The sequence below is a fragment of the Mesorhizobium sp. B2-8-1 genome (assembly GCF_006440955.1).
Lineage (GTDB): Bacteria > Pseudomonadota > Alphaproteobacteria > Rhizobiales > Rhizobiaceae > Mesorhizobium.
This window is the reverse complement of sequence record NZ_VFTX01000002.1, coordinates 599,712-614,799: the sequence shown is the minus strand read 5'-3', so window position 1 is coordinate 614,799 and position 15,088 is coordinate 599,712. Positions and strand designations below refer to the sequence as shown.

The following is a 15,088-nucleotide window of genomic DNA, read 5'->3' as shown; positions in this document are numbered from 1 at the left end:
TCCGTAGTCTTTTTGGCGGGCATACCCGCGGGCAAGCTGGCGGACGCTCCTGCGGCCGCCTTGGGAACGGATGGCTTATAGGCCGCTTGCGGGACGACTTCTTTCGTGGTTTGGTCCAATAGTTTCGCAAGTGGGCCATAGCTTATGCCGCACGGCAGGGAAATTTTTCACGCTGGTAGTGCCGACCTCGAGCAGTTGCACGAGCGTCGCTGGCTATGGCTGGAGCAAGTGGCCGGGCCGGCGGTGGCGTTACCGACCGAATATCCCGACGGCTACCATGTGCCGCGGCACCGCCACAGCCGCAGCCAGTTGCTGCATGCGCTGGTCGGTGTCGTGCTGGTGACGACGCGGCACGGGCGCTGGATGGTGCCGCCCGATCACGCCATGTGGATTCCCGCGGGCACCGAGCATTCCGTCGAGATGCTGGGCGATGTCTCGATGCGCTCGGTCTATGTCATGCCGGGAGCGATCCCCGGACTGCCGGAAGGCCTGCGCGTCGTCGGCGTCACCGACCTGATGCACAGCCTGATCGTGGAATCGGAAAAACTGCCGCAAGGCGGCGTGCTGGAAGGGCGCGGCGGGCTGATCATGAATCTTCTGCTGCACGAAATCCCGACTTTGCCGGAGCGGCCGCTTGGCCTGCCGTTTCCGTCCGATCCCAGGCTGGCCGCGCTGTGCCGGCGTTTTGTGGCGGCACCGTCGCCGCGCGCGACGATCGACGAGTGGGCGGATGCCGCCGGCATGAGCCGACGCTCCTTCACGCGCGCCTTTCATCGCCAGACCGGACTGTCGCTATCGACATGGCGCCAGCAAGCATGCCTGTTCGCGGCGCTGCCAAGGCTCGCCGATGGCGAGCCGATCACCCGGGTGGCGCTCGATCTCGGCTATGACAGCGTGCCGGCCTTCATCACCATGTTCAAGCGCATGCTGGGTGCCTCGCCGCGCGGCTATATGCGCGGCGCGCGAGATGCCGGCGAAAACCCGCGGCGCATAGGCGGTCCGATCGCCGCTTGAGGCATGCCGATGGCATCAAGCTGATGCGGCAACCCTCGGTCTAAGGTCCATTGCAGGAGCACTGATTGCACGTTGTAATCTGTTTTGCTGCGCTACGCGCCCGCCGGGATCGACAATTAGTCGAACAGGCTCGACACCGATTCCTCGGTTGCCGTGCGCGAGATGGCTTCGCCCATCAGATCGGCGATCGAGATGACGCGGATATTGGGGGCGTCGAGCACGCCCTGGGTCGGCTGGATGGAGTCGGTGATCACCAGTTCCTGCAGCTTGGAGCCGCTGATGCGGGCGACCGCGCCGCCCGACAGCACGCCATGAGTGATATAGGCGGTGACGCTGGTGGCGCCGTTGGCCAGCAGCGCATCGGCGGCGTTGCACAGCGTGCCGCCGGAATCGACGATGTCGTCGATCAGCAGGCAGTCCTTGCCGGCGACCGCGCCGATGATGTTCATGACCTCCGATTCGCCGGGACGCTCGCGGCGTTTGTCGACGATGGCGAGCTGTGCGTCGAAGCGCTTGGCCAGCGCGCGTGCACGCACCACGCCACCAATGTCGGGCGACACCACGACGACGTTGCCGAGCTGCTTGTATTTCGCCTTCACATCGCGGGCCATGACCGGCACCGAGAACAGATTGTCGGTCGGAATATCGAAGAAGCCCTGGATCTGGCCGGCGTGGAGGTCGAGCGTGAGCACGCGGTCGACCCCGGCGCGGGTGATCATGTTGGCGACCAGCTTGGCCGAGATCGGCGTGCGGCCGGAGGCGCGGCGGTCCTGCCTGGCATAGCCGAAATAGGGGATCACCGCCGTGATGCGCTTGGCCGACGAGCGCATGAAGGCGTCGATCATGATGAGCAGTTCCATCAGGTGATCGTTGGTCGGAAAGGAAGTCGACTGCAGGATGAAGACATCCTCGCCGCGCACGTTTTCCTGGATCTCGACGAAGATTTCCTGGTCGGCGAAGCGCCTGACGCTGGCCTTGCCCAGCGGGATGTTGAGATAGCGGGCGACCGCCTCGGCCAGCACCCTGTTGGAATTGCCCGCGAAGAGTTTCATGCACCGTTCCTGGTGGAGGATGGAGAGCCCCAACAGACTCGCCTACGCCCTTTAACCGGGCTTTTAGCGGCCCGCGCGGCTATTGCAAGCACCGTGATTGGAAATCCGCCGGCTAATCCTGGGAAATGTTCGCGCCATCGCGTATGGGCAACACCGGGCAGCGGACCCGGCGCCGCTGCTCCTTCCCCGTGTTCAAGCATCGGATTTCCCCGCGGCCGTTTCCATTCGGGTCCGATGGTCTAGCCCGCCTTGCCGCCAAGCCATGCCGCGAACTGGTCGATGGTCTGGTCGGCGATCGCCTGCATGGTGGCTGGCGCCACCGCTTTCCAACTGTCGCCGCCCGCGCTGGCGCCGGAATTGGCCGAAGCCGCCTTCTGCTGGCCGTTGATGCGATGCAGGCGGTTGCCCGAGGGATCGTAGACGTCCCACACATAGATGACGGTGGTGTCCTTGCCTTCGGAGATCACCGAGAAATAGCCTTTGAGCACATGGGTCGCGGTCTGGTCGGCGCTGCCGGCCAGCGTGATGCCGCGCTGCCTAGCGCGCGTCTGCAACTCCGCCGTCAGCGGCGTCGCCGCTTCCACCGAAGCGCCGACGATCGGCGCGATCTGCAGGCGCGTCCTGGCAAGGATTGCGGCTGTCTGTGCGGGCGTGGCTGACGTCGTGGTCGTTGCTGGAGCGCCCGCCGTGGTCGTGGCAGGGCCAGCGGGCGCCGGGGTGGCGGCGCTGCCCTGGGCTGCCGGCGTGGCCGGCGCCGCGGCCGTGGGCGGGGTGATGGCGGAGGGTTCGAGGACGTCTTTTGCGTTGGTGCAGGCGGCGAGCGCCAGGACCACGAGCAATGACACGGTCGTCAGCTGCGATCGTCTCATTTGCCTTCTAACTCCTTGGCGAAGAACGCCTCCCATCGTGGATTCACTGTACGATCAAGTCGAGATCATGGCGGGAAAGCGGCTTCGGCTGTGATTCGGTCGTGAGATAGGTGCGGCCAAGCGTCATCGCCGTCTCGGTTTCGGAATCCATGATGATCATGTGGGCGAACAACGTCATGTTCGGCGCGATCGGCTCGGGATTGCCCTGGTAGAACATCGGCATGTCCATCCAGGACGGGGTGAAGCGGGCGCCGACCGAGTAGCCGCAGGCATTCAGCCGATGCTTGGTCAGTCCACGTGCCTCCATGACACGGGCATGCGCGTCGAACACATCGCCGAAACTGTTGCCCGGCGTCATCGCCTTCTCGACCGCCAGCAGCGCGGCACGGGCCGCGTCGAACAAGTCCTGGTGACGCTTCGAGGCCTTGCCGGTCAGCACCGTGCGCATCATCGGCGCATGATAGTGATGAAAGACTCCCGCCCATTCGAGCGTCAACTGGTCGTTCTTGGTGAGCTTGCGGCGACCGGCCTTGTAGCGGCACAGCAGCGCGTCGACGCCGGAGCCGATGATGAATTCGTTGGCCGGATAGTCGCCGCCACCGGCAAAGATCGCGCCTTGCATGGCGGCAAGGATCAGCGCCTCGTCACCGCCCTGCTTGATCAGCGGCAAGGCCGCATCCAGCGCGTCGTCGGCCAGGTTCGCCGCCTTCTCGGCCTTGGCGATCTCGGCCGGGCTCTTGAACAGGCGCAGCCGACCGACGATGCCGGATGCATCGGCGATCTGGCCGAAGGTCTGCAGCTGCTCGTCGAGGCGGCGGCCATTATAGGCGGTCAGCCCATGAGTGTCGTATTCGACCCCGATGCGGGCGCCGAGCAGGTCGAGCTCGTTCAGCAGATTGCGCAGGTCGACGGCCGGATTGGCGCCATCGCGATCGGTCCACAGCACGATGTTGTCGATGATCGAGGTGTGGCGCGCCTGACGCAGGTCGGCCGAGCGGGTCAGCAACACCATGGACCCGTCGGCTTTCACCACCAGGCACTGGAAGAAGCAGAAACCGAACGTGTCGTAGCCGGTCAGCCAATACATGCTTTCCTGCGCGAAGAGCAGGATGGCGTCGAGCTTCTTCTCGGCCATCTCGATCACCAGCCGGTCGCGGCGCGCGTCGAATTCGGATCGTTCAAAATGCAGCGCCATTATTCACTCTCCAAAACGATTGCCGATATCTGCCGGCCGTAATCGGGTTCCTTGCGGTGCGTCGTGCGCCGGTAGGAGTAAAACAGATCTTCCTCGGCATAGGTGCAGCGGCCGAGACCTTGCGCGGTCACACCCGCCCTGTCGAGCCGGTCCACCGTGTAGCGGTTGAGGTCGAACATCGAATGACCGGGATTCGCCGAAGGCGCGAAATATCTGTCATTTTCGCCATCAGCCTCGACGAAGCGGGCGACGAATTCAGGCCCGACCTCGTAGTTTTCCGGGCCGATCGAGGGGCCGAGCACGGCGACGATGTTTTCACGCCTGGCGCCGAGACTTTCCATGGCGGCAATGGTGTTCTCGAGCACCCCCGTGAAGGCGCCTTTCCAGCCGGCATGCGCCGCGCCGATGATACGCGCCGCGGCATCCGCGAACAGCACAGGGCCGCAATCGGCGGTCGAGGCGCCGATGGCGATGCCCGGCCGGTCGGTGACGATGGCGTCGGCCTTGGGACGCTCGCCTGCAAAGGGTCCCCTGGCGACGACGACATCAGGCGAATGGATTTGCCAGGCGGTCAGGAGATGGTCCGCCGGCACGCCCATCCAGGCGGCGACACGGCGGCGGTTCTCGGCGACCAGCGCCTGGTCGTCATCCGAGCCGGTGCCGATGTTGAGGCCCTGATAGATGCCGGTCGAGACGCCGCCGACGCGGGTGAAATAACCGTGGCGGATGCCTTGTGCCTGCGCCAGGTCCAGCAGCGGCGACCGCACGGGATCCAGTTTGGTCTGATTCAGCATGTGGGCGTTGTTGTCCGTGTGGGCGGTTTCGTCAAGAAAAAGTCCGAAGCGAGACGGCCGGCGTTCAGCCGCTCTTTTACCGGACGGGAGATTGGGAGGGGTGACGATGAAAAGTCAATCCGGCGTGGCGAAGGGGCAACGCAACGAATCCGGGGTAACGGTTCCTTCGCCGCTGCGCGGTGAGGGAGCATTGAACGGAAAAACCCGCCTGTGCGGCGGGTCCCTGGCGCAACTCAGCACCATAACCAAATATCTACCATAGTTGCCTTCACCCTGTCAAGAAAAAATTCCTATCATGAGAAGTTGCCGGCCATGAAAAGCTACCGACACAACCGGACTGGCCGTCGTCACGCCTTGTCAATCCGAGCTCGGAGCCTGGGCAAAGGGGCGAACGGCAACGCCGCGCGGCACTATGGCAAGCACCTTGAACAGGTCGCCCATGGCCTGCGGCCCGGCGAGGCGTTCGACATCGCCAGCGATCTTGTCGCGTGCCGCCTGGCTGGCGTCGGCGCCAAGCCGGCCGGCGCGCTCCAGAATGCCCAGGCCGAGCAGGAAATCGCCCTGCGTCGATAGATGGGCGTCCAGACCATGCGCGCGCACCACCCCGGCAAGGGCGGCGAAATCGACATGGGAGGTGAGGTCGGCTTCGCCGGGATTGGCCAGCACATCTTCGTGATCATGACGGCGCAGGGCCTGCAACGTGTCGCCGACACCCGGCCGCAGATGGCCATAGTCGACAAACAAGCCGGAGCCGCCATGAGCGGCTATGCGCTCGGCGATGGTCGCCATCAGGGCGCTGCGCGCCGGCGCCACTTCGACGATCGCGCCTTGCGGTGCCTCGCCGGCATCGGCGGGCAGCAGCGTCGGGTCGAGCGAGCCGGCGCCGGCGAAGAAGGTAAGATTGTCAGCGCCGTCGAGGCCGACCACGCGCTCGCGCCAGCCAGTGCCGACGCGGACGAACTGGCGGATGGGGATGGCGTCGAACAATTCGTTGCCGACGATGAAGAGCGGCTGTGGCAGCAGCGTATCGATGGTCTCGTGCCAGCGAATCGAGAACGGTGTGGCGCCGAGCGTCTGTTTCTGCACCTCGGTCAGGCGCGGGCTGGTCTCGATCATGGCGAAAGCGGCGTCGTTGGCCAGTGCCGGTTCAAGCCGCGACAGGGTGCGAAGCATGTCCTTCATCAGCGTGCCGCGGCCAGGGCCGATCTCGCCGATGGTGACCGGCGTCGGCCGGCCGACCGCCAGCCAGGCCTGGTAGAGCCAAACGGCGACGAGCTCGCCGAACATCTGGCTGATCTCCGGCGCGGTGACGAAATCCCCGGCGGCGCCGAACGGTTCGCGCGTGGTGTAGTAGCCCGCCTCGGGATCGAACAGGCACAATGCCATGTATTCGTTGACCGGGATCGGCCCCGTCGCCTCGATCAGATCGACGATGCGTGCCTTCAGCCGCGTCATGTCGCCTGCGGCCGTGACTGCGGCACCGGCTTGGCTGTCGTCATCGCCCAAATGCCGGCCAGCACCATCGGCGAGGACAGGATCATGCCCATGGTCAGCCAGTTGGTGCCAAGGAGATAGCCGAGCTGCTGGTCGGGCTCGCGGAAGAATTCGACTGCTATGCGCGACAGGCCATAGCCGCAGATGAAGGCGCCGCCGACGAAGCGCGGCGTTTTCAGCTTGAGGCGAGAATGGGTGAGGAAGCGCAGCACGAGAAAGAGCACCAGGCCTTCAAGCAGGGCCTCGTAAAGCTGGCTCGGATGGCGGGTAAACGGCCCGCCATTGGGAAACTCGATCGCCCATGGCACGTCGGTTGGCCGGCCCCAGAGCTCGGAGTTGATGAAGTTGGCGACGCGCACGAGGCCAAGACCGACCGGCACGCCAGCGGCCACGACGTCGAACAGCGACCAGGTGCGGATGCCGCGCTTGATCGAAAACAGCGTCATGGCGAGGATGACGCCGAGCAGGCCGCCATGGAACGACATGCCGCCCTGCCAGACGGCGAAGATGTCGAGCGGATGCGCGATATAGCGCGGCAGGTCATAGAACAGCACGTAGCCGGTGCGCCCGCCCAGCACGACGCCGATGGCCGCCCAGATGATGAAATCATCGAGGTCCTCCGGCTTCATCGGCAGGATGCCGTCGGGCCAGAGTTTCGGATTGGCGGCGAGCCGCTTGGCGTACCACCAGGCGAACAGGATGCCGACGATGTAGCCGACGCCGTACCAGTGCACCGCCAGCGGCCCGATCTGAATCAGCACCGGGTCGATGTTGGGAAAGGGCAACGAGGCCAGCGGCAGCAGGAAATATTCGTTCAACGGGGAGCTCTCGGTTGCGTTTGGCGCGGACCATGCGGCAGGGTTTTGGCGGGGTCAAGGCAAGGTGGTCGGCGTCAAAGATCGGATCGGATCACCGCTTGCAGGCCCATCGCGCCGTGCGGGCGGTGAGCTCAATCCCTTGGCTTGGCGGCCACCAACTGCCGCAACGCGTCGTTGATCCTGTCCTGCCAGCCGGGGCCATCTTCCTGGAAATGATCGAGCACGGCCCGGTCGATCCGGATCGAAACAAGCTCGCGGACGTTCGGCGCGGCCGAAGCTTCGCGAATTGGCGGTGCCGGCTTCTTCACCGGTTTGAAGGCAGCTTCGGCGGCTGCCATCGGATTGGTCGGTCGGCGCGGAGGGGTTGCCATTGGTGACCTGACTGAAGTGTGCTTGAGGCAATACGAGACGAGAACACAATAGGCGAGCTTGCGCCCTCAAGTACAGCTCTGGCGCCGTTCGGGAGCTTCTTACAGGAATGGCACTGCCATGCGCCACAGCAACGCAGATGGAACGGCAACCCTCAACGTTCTTGCATTCGGCGCGCGGCACTACTAACTCAATTTCAGCAACCGAGGATTTGCCATGTCGACCGGACCGAACCGCATTCTCGACGAATTCGCCAAGCTGATGACCGATGCCGCGGGCGCCGCGCAGGGCGTGCGGCGCGAGGTGGAGACCGCCTTCAAGGGACAGGCCGAACGCATCCTGAATTCGATGGACGTGGTGCAGCGCGAGGAGTTCGAGGCCGCGCGCGAGATGGCCGCCAAGGCCAGGGAAGAGAATGCTCGCCTTGCCGACCGCATCGAGGCGCTTGAGGCCAGGCTTGCCGAACTGACCGGGCAGGCCACACCTGCGGCTTCCGCAAAGCCCAGGCCGAAAAAATAATTCGTTAAACTTTTCCACAAAGCACCAGCCTGAAAAGCGCTTTGCCGTGAATCGCTTACCGGCATTGCGTGACTCTGTGTGACAGCGCCTTTCCACATGCGAATGACGCAGCGCGAAAAATTGGGCTGTTCACGCGACTCCCGATCAATAGACTGAATTTGTTGCATGATTCGGAGCAGGGTCATGCGCCGGGCGGTGGGGTCCGGTCTGGGGTCTTTGCGTCGAGAAGTCCTGGCCGTCCGAGTTCTAGATCAGATTGTTCGTCGTGTGTGCCCCGCGGAGCGTGTGGCGCTCCCCTGAACACAGGAAGCATTCCATGGAACTTCTCGAACTCGAATTCTCCCGCGAAATCCATCCGGTGGATGTCATTGAGCAGGTGGCCCACAACAATGATTGGTCCTTCGAACGGGCCGGCGACGACGAAATCTCGATCTCGGTCGCCGGAAGCTGGACCGATTATCACGTCTCCTTCTCCTGGATGGAGGATTTCGAGGCGCTGCATCTGGCCTGCGCCTTCGACATCAAGGTGCCGGAGGCCCGCGCGCTGGAAGTGATGCGGCTGTTGTCGCTGATCAACGAACAGATGCTGTTCGGCCATTTCGACCTGTGGGAGCAGGAAGGCGCTATCATGTTCCGCCAGTCGCTGCTTCTGGCGGGCGGGGTCGAGCCATCGAGCCAGCAGGTCGAGGTGCTGCTGTCGTCGGCGCTGGAGGCCTGCGAATGCTACTTCCAGGCGTTCCAGTTCGTCGTCTGGTCCGGCACATCGGCCAAGGACGCGCTGGCGGGGGTGCTGTTCGAGACTTTCGGCAACGCCTGACCAAGATGTTTTCGACATGAGTTCAAGCAGCGAGCGCAAGCCCGAGATCAGTTTCGCCGATTTCGATCGTGTCGACATCCGCGCCGGCACGATCCTCGAGGCCGAACCGTTTCCGCAGGCACGCAAGCCGGCGTTCAAGCTCAAGATCGATTTCGGGCCCGAGATCGGGGTGAAGAAATCGTCGGCGCAGATCACCAAATATTATACGCCCGAGACGCTGATCGGCCGGCAGGTGTTCGCGGTGGTCAATTTTCCGCCGCGCCAGATCGGGCCATTCATGTCGGAAGTGCTGACGCTCGGCTTTCCCGACGAAGAGGGCGCCGTGGTGCTCGGCGCCATCGAGCGCAAGGTGCCGGACGGCGGGCGGCTGTTTTAGCCGAGAGGTAGCGTCAGGCCGCCAGTTTCCGCGTCGTGCCCAGCGCCTCCTGGACCGTATCGAGAAACATTTCCGCGCAGGCTTTCCAGCTGTAGCGCATAGCGCGTTCTCGCGCCTGGGCGCGGTCGACATCGAGGGCGGCGAGCGATGCCGCGCGCAGGTCGTTGGAGACCGCGCCGCCGAAGCCGTCGCCGACGATGTCGATCGGTCCCGTGACCGGAAAGGCGGCGACCGGCGTGCCGCTGGCCAGCGCTTCGATGATGACGTTGCCGAAGGTGTCGGTGCGGCTCGGAAAGACGAAAACGTCGGCCGAGGCGTAGATTTCGGCCAGTTCATCGTTGGGGCGGTGGCCAAGAAAATGCGCGGCGGGGTAGCGCGCCTTGAGCTTCGCCAGTTCCGGGCCCTCGCCGACAATCACCTTGCTGCCGGGCAGGTCGAGATCGAGGAAGGCGGAGAGGTTCTTCTCGATGGCGACGCGGCCGACACAGAGGAACAACGGGCCGGGGAAGCCGAGATCCTTCCTCTTGTCGGGCCGGAAATGATCGGTGTCGACGCCGCGCGTCCATGGCCTCAGCTTGTTGAAGCCGCGCGCTGCAAGATCATCCGCCAGCGACTGCGTCGCGACCAGCGTGCCTTGGCCGGAATTGTGGAAATCGCGCAGCCAGCGATAGGCCCAGCTTTCCGGCACCGGCAGCCGGGCGCTGAGATATTCAGGAAAGCGTGTGTGGTAGCTGGTGGTAAACGGCCGGCCGGCATTGCGGCAGTAGCGCCGCGCCATGATGCCGAGCGGACCTTCGGTGACGATGTGGATGTGGTCTGCCTTGTAGGCCTCGATCAGGCGCGCGACATGACCTGGCGTGGTCAGCGCCAGGCGGATATCGGGATAGGTCGGCAAGGGCAAAGTGTGAAAGATGTTGGGTGTCAGGAAATCCACCGCGACGTCGAACGATTTCAGCGTCTCGGTGAGCCGCTCCAGCGTGTGGACGACGCCATTGACCTGCGGGCGCCAGGCGTCGGTGACCATCAATATGCGCATGGCGGGCCTTTGCTCGAAAGGTCGGCGGTTGCCTCGATACGATGCCGGGACGGCGACCAGCCTGCGGCCCTCGCTTCGCTCCAGCGCACCCGGGCGGGCACGGGATCGAAGTGAGACGGCGGGCTCGAATCAAGTGAGGTCGCGCGCTTCATGCGCGCTCTTCAGCATGGTTTCATGACGCGCCAATGAAATCGGCCGAACATGACCTCGTCCGGAAACGGTTTCCGCTTCCCGCGATTAAGTCCCTGTCAGGCCGGAACCTTGATCACGGCGCGCAAGCCGCCGAGCGGGCTGACATCGAGCGTGATGTCGCCGCCATGGCTGCGGGCGATGTCGCGGGCGATCGACAGGCCGAGGCCAGTGCCGCTGGCATCGAGATTGCGGGCCTCGTCGAGCCGCATGAAGGGTTTGAACACCTCTTCGCGCTTTTCGGCCGGAATGCCCGGACCGTCATCGTCGATGGTGACCACAAGCGAGCCGCGGCCATGATTGGCGGCCACCTCCACCGTCTTGGCGTAGCGGAAGGCGTTGCCGATGACATTCGACATCAGCCTGGCGAAGGCGTTCGGCCGCACATGCACGGTCGGATCGCCGGAAAGCGTCGTCGACAATTTGCATTTGCGCAACCGAGCTTCCTCGCTCAGCTTCTGGAAATAGGCTTCGAGATCGAAGCGCCCGGTGTCTTCCGAGGCCTCGCCGCGGGCGAAGGCAAGATAGCCTTCGAGCATCGACTGCATGTCGTCGATGTCCTGGTTGAGCGCGGCCTTCGTCTCGGCCTTGCCGCCCGCCAGCGCCAGCTGCAGCTTGAAGCGGGTGAGGATGGTTCTGAGGTCATGGCTGACGCCGGTGAGCATGGCGGTGCGCTGTTCGATCTGGCGCTCGATGCGCTCGCGCATCTGGATGAAGGCAAAGCCGGCGCGGCGGACCTCCTCCGCGCCGCGCGGGCGGAAATCACGCGGCATCGGCCGGCCCTTGCCGAAGCTTTCGGCGGCTTCGGCCAGCGTCAGGATCGGCCGGATCTGGTTGCGCAGGAAGGGAATGGCGATCATCAGCAGCACCAGCGAGGTACCGACCATCCAGATCAGGAAGATGTGCGTGTTCGAAGCATAGGCCTGACTGCGGCGCACGAAGACGCGCAACACCTTGCCTTCGAGCTGGACGCGCACCTCGATGATGTTGGAATTGCCGACCGTGTCGATCCAGAACGGCCGGTTGATCTGGCGGGTGATCTCGGCGGAGAGAACGTCGTCGAGGATGGAGAAGAACGGCTTTGGCCCAGGCGGCGGCAGCGGGTCGGGCGGCAGGAGGTCGACCTTCAACTGCATACGGTCCTGGGCGATGCGGATGATGTTGGCGTAGTCGGCGTCGTGCGGATAGGTCTCGATAAGGTCGATGATGGCGGCGATGTCGCGCACAGTCGCCTGCGACAGGCGCTGCGTCACGGTCGCCCAATGCCGCTCCATGAAGACGAAAGCGACCACCGATTGCAGCAGGATCATCGGCGCGATGACGATGATCAGCGAGCGCGCGTAGAGGCGCTTGGGCATATAGAGCGAAACGAGGCGCCAGAACCGGTTCCAGACGCGCGGAACCCTCTTGAGCAGCCGGGCGGAGCGCGTGCTCAAGCCGTCAGATTCCGGCTGTTCCAGTTCCGTGGTCGCCATTCACCTTTCGCTCGCTCCGTGGCCGTCAGGCAGGCCGAAGGCGGTAGTCTATTCGACGCTGAGCCGATACCCAATACCGCGGACCGTCTGCAGCCAGACCGGATTGGAGGGATCGCGCTCGATCTTGCGGCGCAGCCGATTGATCTGGACGTCGATGGTGCGCTCGCCGACATCCGATTCGTCGCCGACCAGTTCGTGGCGCGGGATGGTTTCGCCGGCGCGCGCGGCGAATATCGCCAGGATCTCCTGCTCGCGATCGGTCAGCTTCAGCGCCTCGCCGCCACGCTTCAATTCGCGCCTGGCGATCTGGAACGTGTAGGGGCCGAAGACGAGCTGCTCCACCTTGGGCGTGGTCGCAGGGCCGCCGCGGCGCAGGATGTTGTTTATGCGCAGGATCAATTCGCGCGGATCGAAAGGCTTTGGCAGGTAATCGTCGGCGCCGGCCTCCAGGCCGGTGATGCGGCTGTCGGTTTCCGATAGCGCCGTCAGCATCAGGATCGGCACGTTCTTCTCGGCCCGCAGCGCCTTGGTCAGGTCGACGCCGTTTTCGCCGGGCATCATCACATCCAGCACAAGAAGATCGAAGTCGAGGCCGGCGAGCTTGCGCCGGGCCTCGCCCGAATTGCCGGCGACGGTGACGCGAAAACCGTTTTCGGTCAGATATTGCTTGAGCAGGTTGCGGATGCGGGTGTCGTCATCGACCACAAGCAAATGCGGCGCATCGTCGTCCGGTGCGGCCGCGTGATCAGCGCGTTCAGTGCTCTCCATGGCTTTTCCCTGACATTTTTGCGGACCCAACGTCGATCTGGGCTCTCAGTTCCGGATTGACCATTGCTTCGAGGAAGCGTTCCACCTGGGTCCGTTCGGCGGCTCCGGAATCTTCCAATGCAGCATGGATGCGGCGCGACTGTGGCCGTGCCAGCGCCAGCGCCAGCGCGCGGCCCTTGGCGGTCGGATACAGTTCGCGCTGGCGACGATCGCGCGGCCCTTGCAACTGCACGACATGGTCGGTGTCGATCAGCTGCTTCAGCACGCGCGCCAGGCTCTGCTTGGTGATCTTCAAGACATCGAGCAGTTCGGCGACCGTCAGGCCCGGCCTGCGGTTGACGAAATGCAGCACCCTATGGTGGGCGCGGCCGAAGCCATAGTCGGCCAGGATCTGATCGGGATCCGAGGTGAAATCGCGATAGGCGAAGAAAAACAGCTCGATGAGGGCGAAATCAATGCCATCCTCGATTGACATCGCGGTCCTGATCGGTGTCCCGGCTGCTCGGCTTCGATCCGTCATCTTTTCTCCATGAGTAGGGAAGATTATGTCAGTACTATTGACGTAATTTCCCTGCAATGGTAATTTTTGACAAGGTTTTGGGCGGATTGCGAACGAAAAGGCAAGACAGGCCGGGTTTTCCGGAACTTCCTGAGTTTGCCAGAGCACGATTATCCGCCTACCTTTCCAGACAGCGGCAGGCGCCCCAACCAGTTGGCGCGGCCGACAAGAGCACGCAACGAACAACGATATGCGGGCTGCCGCCCGCGGGAGGTTACCATGGCATCCGTTCCCTTTGATCAACTGGACGGCTTCATCTGGATGAATGGCGAGTTCGTGCAATGGGGCGAGGCCAAGATCCATGTGCTGACCCACGGCCTGCACTATGCCAGCGCGGTGTTCGAGGGCGAGCGGGCCTATGGCGGCGAGATCTTCAAGCTCAACGAGCATACCGAGCGCCTGCATGAATCGGCGCGGCTGCTCGGCTTCAAGATCCCCTATTCGGTGGCCGAGCTCAACGACGCCTCCAGCACCCTGCTGAAGAAGCAGGGCTTCAAGGATGCCTATGTCAGGCCGATCGCCTGGCGCGGCAGCGAGCAGATGGGCGTTTCGGCGCAGAACAACCGCATCAATTGCGCCATCGCCATCTGGCAGTGGCCTAGCTACTTCGATCCGGCGCAGAAGCTGAAAGGCATACGTCTCGATATGGCTGAGTGGCGCCGGCCCGACCCGCGCACGGCGCCGTCCAAATCGAAGGCTGCAGGCCTCTATATGATCTGCACCATGTCCAAGCATGCCGCCGAGGCCAAGGGCTATGCCGACGCCATGATGCTCGACTGGCGCGGCCAGGTCGCGGAAGCCACCGGCGCCAACATCTTCTTCGTCAAGGACGGCAGGATCCACACGCCAAAGCCGGACTGCTTCCTCGACGGCATCACCCGCCGCACGGTCATCGGCCTCGCCAAGGACCGCGGCCTGGAGGTGGTGGAGCGCGCCATCATGCCGGAAGAACTCGAGGGCTTCGAGCAGTGCTTCCTGACTGGAACGGCAGCGGAAGTGACCCCGGTTTCGGAGATCGGGCCGTACCGATTCGAGGTCGGCGAGATCGCCAAGACTCTGATGAATGACTATTCTGCGGCCGTTCAGCCGAAGCACGCGATCGCCGCAGAATAACGAAAGTCACAGCTTTTCACGCAAGCAGGGGCGGTTTTCGGGCCGCCCCTTTTATTTCAGCGTTTCTGCATTTGACTTTCGCCGAATTCAGCGTCTCCATGATGGTGTCGGCCCGGGAGGCTGGCAGCTATGGAGGGACTGGTAAGATGGACATGAATACGCTTCTTCCGATCATCGTTCAGATCATTACAGGCATCATCGGTGGTCAGGCGGTCGGCGCGGCGATCAAGACGGCGGCGCTGGGGCAGCTTCCCAAGATCCTGGGCGGCGCCATTGGCGGCGTCGGCGGCGCGGCGATCCTCGGCAGCCTGCTCGGCGGCACAGTCGATCCGGCAGCGGCTGCGGCAGCAACGAGTGGTCTGGGCAGCGCGCTCAACCTGCAGAACATCGTCGGCGGCGCCGGCGGCGGCGCGATCCTGACCGGCATTATCGGCGCGGTCATGGGCGCCATGAAGAAGTAAGCCTGCGATCTCGGGCTGGCCAAATGGGCGGCTTCGGCCGCCCATTTCTGTTTCCAGAGCGCGCCGCATGAATGCGTTTCGACGCGACGCGCTTTGGAACGACCGATCCCAAGGGTGGACGCCCTTCGCTCGCGCCTCTACATCACGGCGTGAACATCGAAAGGACGATC

General features: G+C 63.8%; 17 protein-coding genes. 6 read left to right on the top strand and 11 right to left on the bottom strand.

Annotated features, from left to right (window positions below):
- The first annotated feature begins 144 nt into the window (after window positions 1-144).
- Window positions 145-1,014, top strand: coding sequence for a helix-turn-helix transcriptional regulator (locus FJ428_RS07330; RefSeq protein WP_140556082.1), 870 nt, complete (start codon window positions 145-147; stop codon window positions 1,012-1,014).
- 116 nt (window positions 1,015-1,130) lie between these two features.
- On the opposite strand, the gene FJ428_RS07325 is transcribed toward FJ428_RS07330, so the two are convergent.
- The 7 genes from FJ428_RS07325 to FJ428_RS07295 all read right to left on the bottom strand — a co-directional run bounded on the left by FJ428_RS07325 (window position 1,131) and on the right by FJ428_RS07295 (window position 7,607).
- Complete coding sequence (locus FJ428_RS07325) at window positions 1,131-2,066, bottom strand: ribose-phosphate pyrophosphokinase (protein ID WP_019860650.1); 936 nt, start codon at window positions 2,064-2,066, stop codon at window positions 1,131-1,133.
- 239 nt (window positions 2,067-2,305) lie between these two features.
- Window positions 2,306-2,935 (bottom strand): hypothetical protein, encoded by a 630-nt coding sequence (locus FJ428_RS07320; RefSeq protein ID WP_140624150.1) that lies wholly within the window; start codon window positions 2,933-2,935, stop codon window positions 2,306-2,308.
- A gap of 43 nt (window positions 2,936-2,978) precedes the next feature.
- Entirely contained in the window at window positions 2,979-4,130 is a 1,152-nt protein-coding gene (locus tag FJ428_RS07315; protein ID WP_140516886.1) for a Xaa-Pro peptidase family protein, read from the bottom strand.
- Window positions 4,130-4,924: a peptidoglycan editing factor PgeF gene (gene pgeF, locus FJ428_RS07310; protein WP_140496014.1), complete on the bottom strand. Its 795-nt coding sequence runs from the start codon at window positions 4,922-4,924 to the stop codon at window positions 4,130-4,132. Before pgeF ends, FJ428_RS07315 begins: the two co-directional genes overlap by 1 nt.
- A gap of 357 nt (window positions 4,925-5,281) precedes the next feature.
- Entirely contained in the window at window positions 5,282-6,379 is a 1,098-nt protein-coding gene (locus tag FJ428_RS07305) for a class I SAM-dependent methyltransferase (RefSeq protein WP_140516882.1), read from the bottom strand.
- Entirely contained in the window at window positions 6,376-7,236 is an 861-nt protein-coding gene (gene lgt, locus FJ428_RS07300; protein WP_140496012.1) for a prolipoprotein diacylglyceryl transferase, read from the bottom strand. The genes FJ428_RS07305 and lgt overlap by 4 nt, the downstream gene beginning before the upstream one ends.
- Before the next feature lie 131 nt (window positions 7,237-7,367).
- The gene (locus tag FJ428_RS07295; RefSeq protein ID WP_031250360.1) at window positions 7,368-7,607 is read right to left on the bottom strand and encodes a BrnA antitoxin family protein; all 240 of its coding nucleotides are present in this window, start codon (window positions 7,605-7,607) and stop codon (window positions 7,368-7,370) included.
- A 214-nt stretch (window positions 7,608-7,821) separates the two neighbouring features.
- Here FJ428_RS07295 and FJ428_RS07290 point away from each other — a divergent pair, with 214 nt between their 5' ends.
- The 3 genes from FJ428_RS07290 to FJ428_RS07280 all read left to right on the top strand — a co-directional run bounded on the left by FJ428_RS07290 (window position 7,822) and on the right by FJ428_RS07280 (window position 9,317).
- On the top strand, window positions 7,822-8,124 hold the full coding sequence (locus FJ428_RS07290) for an accessory factor UbiK family protein (protein ID WP_140496011.1): 303 nt from the start codon (window positions 7,822-7,824) through the stop codon (window positions 8,122-8,124).
- A gap of 316 nt (window positions 8,125-8,440) precedes the next feature.
- Window positions 8,441-8,941 carry a YbjN domain-containing protein gene (locus FJ428_RS07285; protein ID WP_127855850.1) on the top strand — a complete coding sequence of 167 codons (501 nt, stop codon included), beginning with the start codon at window positions 8,441-8,443 and terminating at the stop codon, window positions 8,939-8,941.
- A gap of 16 nt (window positions 8,942-8,957) precedes the next feature.
- A complete protein-coding gene (locus tag FJ428_RS07280) occupies window positions 8,958-9,317 on the top strand; it encodes a tRNA-binding protein (protein ID WP_140567062.1) in 360 nt (119 codons plus the stop codon).
- A gap of 13 nt (window positions 9,318-9,330) precedes the next feature.
- Here the strand turns inward: FJ428_RS07280 and FJ428_RS07275 are convergent, their stop codons facing one another.
- The 4 genes from FJ428_RS07275 to FJ428_RS07260 all read right to left on the bottom strand — a co-directional run bounded on the left by FJ428_RS07275 (window position 9,331) and on the right by FJ428_RS07260 (window position 13,305).
- Window positions 9,331-10,353 carry a glycosyltransferase family 1 protein gene (locus FJ428_RS07275; protein WP_140649725.1) on the bottom strand — a complete coding sequence of 341 codons (1,023 nt, stop codon included), beginning with the start codon at window positions 10,351-10,353 and terminating at the stop codon, window positions 9,331-9,333.
- 248 nt (window positions 10,354-10,601) lie between these two features.
- A complete protein-coding gene (locus FJ428_RS07270; RefSeq protein ID WP_140879159.1) occupies window positions 10,602-12,017 on the bottom strand; it encodes an ATP-binding protein in 1,416 nt (471 codons plus the stop codon).
- 48 nt (window positions 12,018-12,065) lie between these two features.
- Window positions 12,066-12,785, bottom strand: coding sequence for a response regulator transcription factor (locus tag FJ428_RS07265; protein ID WP_140496007.1), 720 nt, complete (start codon window positions 12,783-12,785; stop codon window positions 12,066-12,068).
- Window positions 12,772-13,305 carry a MarR family transcriptional regulator gene (locus FJ428_RS07260; RefSeq protein WP_181165219.1) on the bottom strand — a complete coding sequence of 178 codons (534 nt, stop codon included), beginning with the start codon at window positions 13,303-13,305 and terminating at the stop codon, window positions 12,772-12,774. The genes FJ428_RS07265 and FJ428_RS07260 overlap by 14 nt, the downstream gene beginning before the upstream one ends.
- A 258-nt stretch (window positions 13,306-13,563) precedes the next feature.
- Here FJ428_RS07260 and FJ428_RS07255 point away from each other — a divergent pair, with 258 nt between their 5' ends.
- Window positions 13,564-14,457 carry a branched-chain amino acid aminotransferase gene (locus FJ428_RS07255; RefSeq protein WP_140496006.1) on the top strand — a complete coding sequence of 298 codons (894 nt, stop codon included), beginning with the start codon at window positions 13,564-13,566 and terminating at the stop codon, window positions 14,455-14,457.
- Window positions 14,458-14,603: 146 nt separating this feature from the next.
- On the top strand, window positions 14,604-14,918 hold the full coding sequence (locus FJ428_RS07250) for a hypothetical protein (RefSeq protein WP_140496005.1): 315 nt from the start codon (window positions 14,604-14,606) through the stop codon (window positions 14,916-14,918).
- Window positions 14,919-15,088 lie beyond the last annotated feature (170 nt).

What these genes read in the sequence shown, in the direction of transcription:
- FJ428_RS07250 (WP_140496005.1), top strand. Translation starts at nt 14,604, where the DNA reads ATGGACATGAATACGCTTCTTCCGATCATCGTTCAGATCATTACAGGC.
- FJ428_RS07290 (WP_140496011.1), top strand. Translation starts at nt 7,822, where the DNA reads ATGTCGACCGGACCGAACCGCATTCTCGACGAATTCGCCAAGCTGATG.
- FJ428_RS07325 (WP_019860650.1), bottom strand. Translation starts at nt 2,066, where the DNA reads ATGAAACTCTTCGCGGGCAATTCCAACAGGGTGCTGGCCGAGGCGGTC.
- FJ428_RS07260 (WP_181165219.1), bottom strand. Translation starts at nt 13,305, where the DNA reads ATGACGGATCGAAGCCGAGCAGCCGGGACACCGATCAGGACCGCGATG.
- pgeF (WP_140496014.1), bottom strand. Translation starts at nt 4,924, where the DNA reads ATGCTGAATCAGACCAAACTGGATCCCGTGCGGTCGCCGCTGCTGGAC.
- FJ428_RS07320 (WP_140624150.1), bottom strand. Translation starts at nt 2,935, where the DNA reads ATGAGACGATCGCAGCTGACGACCGTGTCATTGCTCGTGGTCCTGGCG.
- FJ428_RS07305 (WP_140516882.1), bottom strand. Translation starts at nt 6,379, where the DNA reads ATGACGCGGCTGAAGGCACGCATCGTCGATCTGATCGAGGCGACGGGG.
- FJ428_RS07295 (WP_031250360.1), bottom strand. Translation starts at nt 7,607, where the DNA reads ATGGCAACCCCTCCGCGCCGACCGACCAATCCGATGGCAGCCGCCGAA.
- FJ428_RS07330 (WP_140556082.1), top strand. Translation starts at nt 145, where the DNA reads ATGCCGCACGGCAGGGAAATTTTTCACGCTGGTAGTGCCGACCTCGAG.
- FJ428_RS07315 (WP_140516886.1), bottom strand. Translation starts at nt 4,130, where the DNA reads ATGGCGCTGCATTTTGAACGATCCGAATTCGACGCGCGCCGCGACCGG.
- FJ428_RS07275 (WP_140649725.1), bottom strand. Translation starts at nt 10,353, where the DNA reads ATGCGCATATTGATGGTCACCGACGCCTGGCGCCCGCAGGTCAATGGC.
- FJ428_RS07255 (WP_140496006.1), top strand. Translation starts at nt 13,564, where the DNA reads ATGGCATCCGTTCCCTTTGATCAACTGGACGGCTTCATCTGGATGAAT.
- FJ428_RS07265 (WP_140496007.1), bottom strand. Translation starts at nt 12,785, where the DNA reads ATGGAGAGCACTGAACGCGCTGATCACGCGGCCGCACCGGACGACGAT.
- FJ428_RS07285 (WP_127855850.1), top strand. Translation starts at nt 8,441, where the DNA reads ATGGAACTTCTCGAACTCGAATTCTCCCGCGAAATCCATCCGGTGGAT.
- FJ428_RS07280 (WP_140567062.1), top strand. Translation starts at nt 8,958, where the DNA reads ATGAGTTCAAGCAGCGAGCGCAAGCCCGAGATCAGTTTCGCCGATTTC.
- FJ428_RS07270 (WP_140879159.1), bottom strand. Translation starts at nt 12,017, where the DNA reads ATGGCGACCACGGAACTGGAACAGCCGGAATCTGACGGCTTGAGCACG.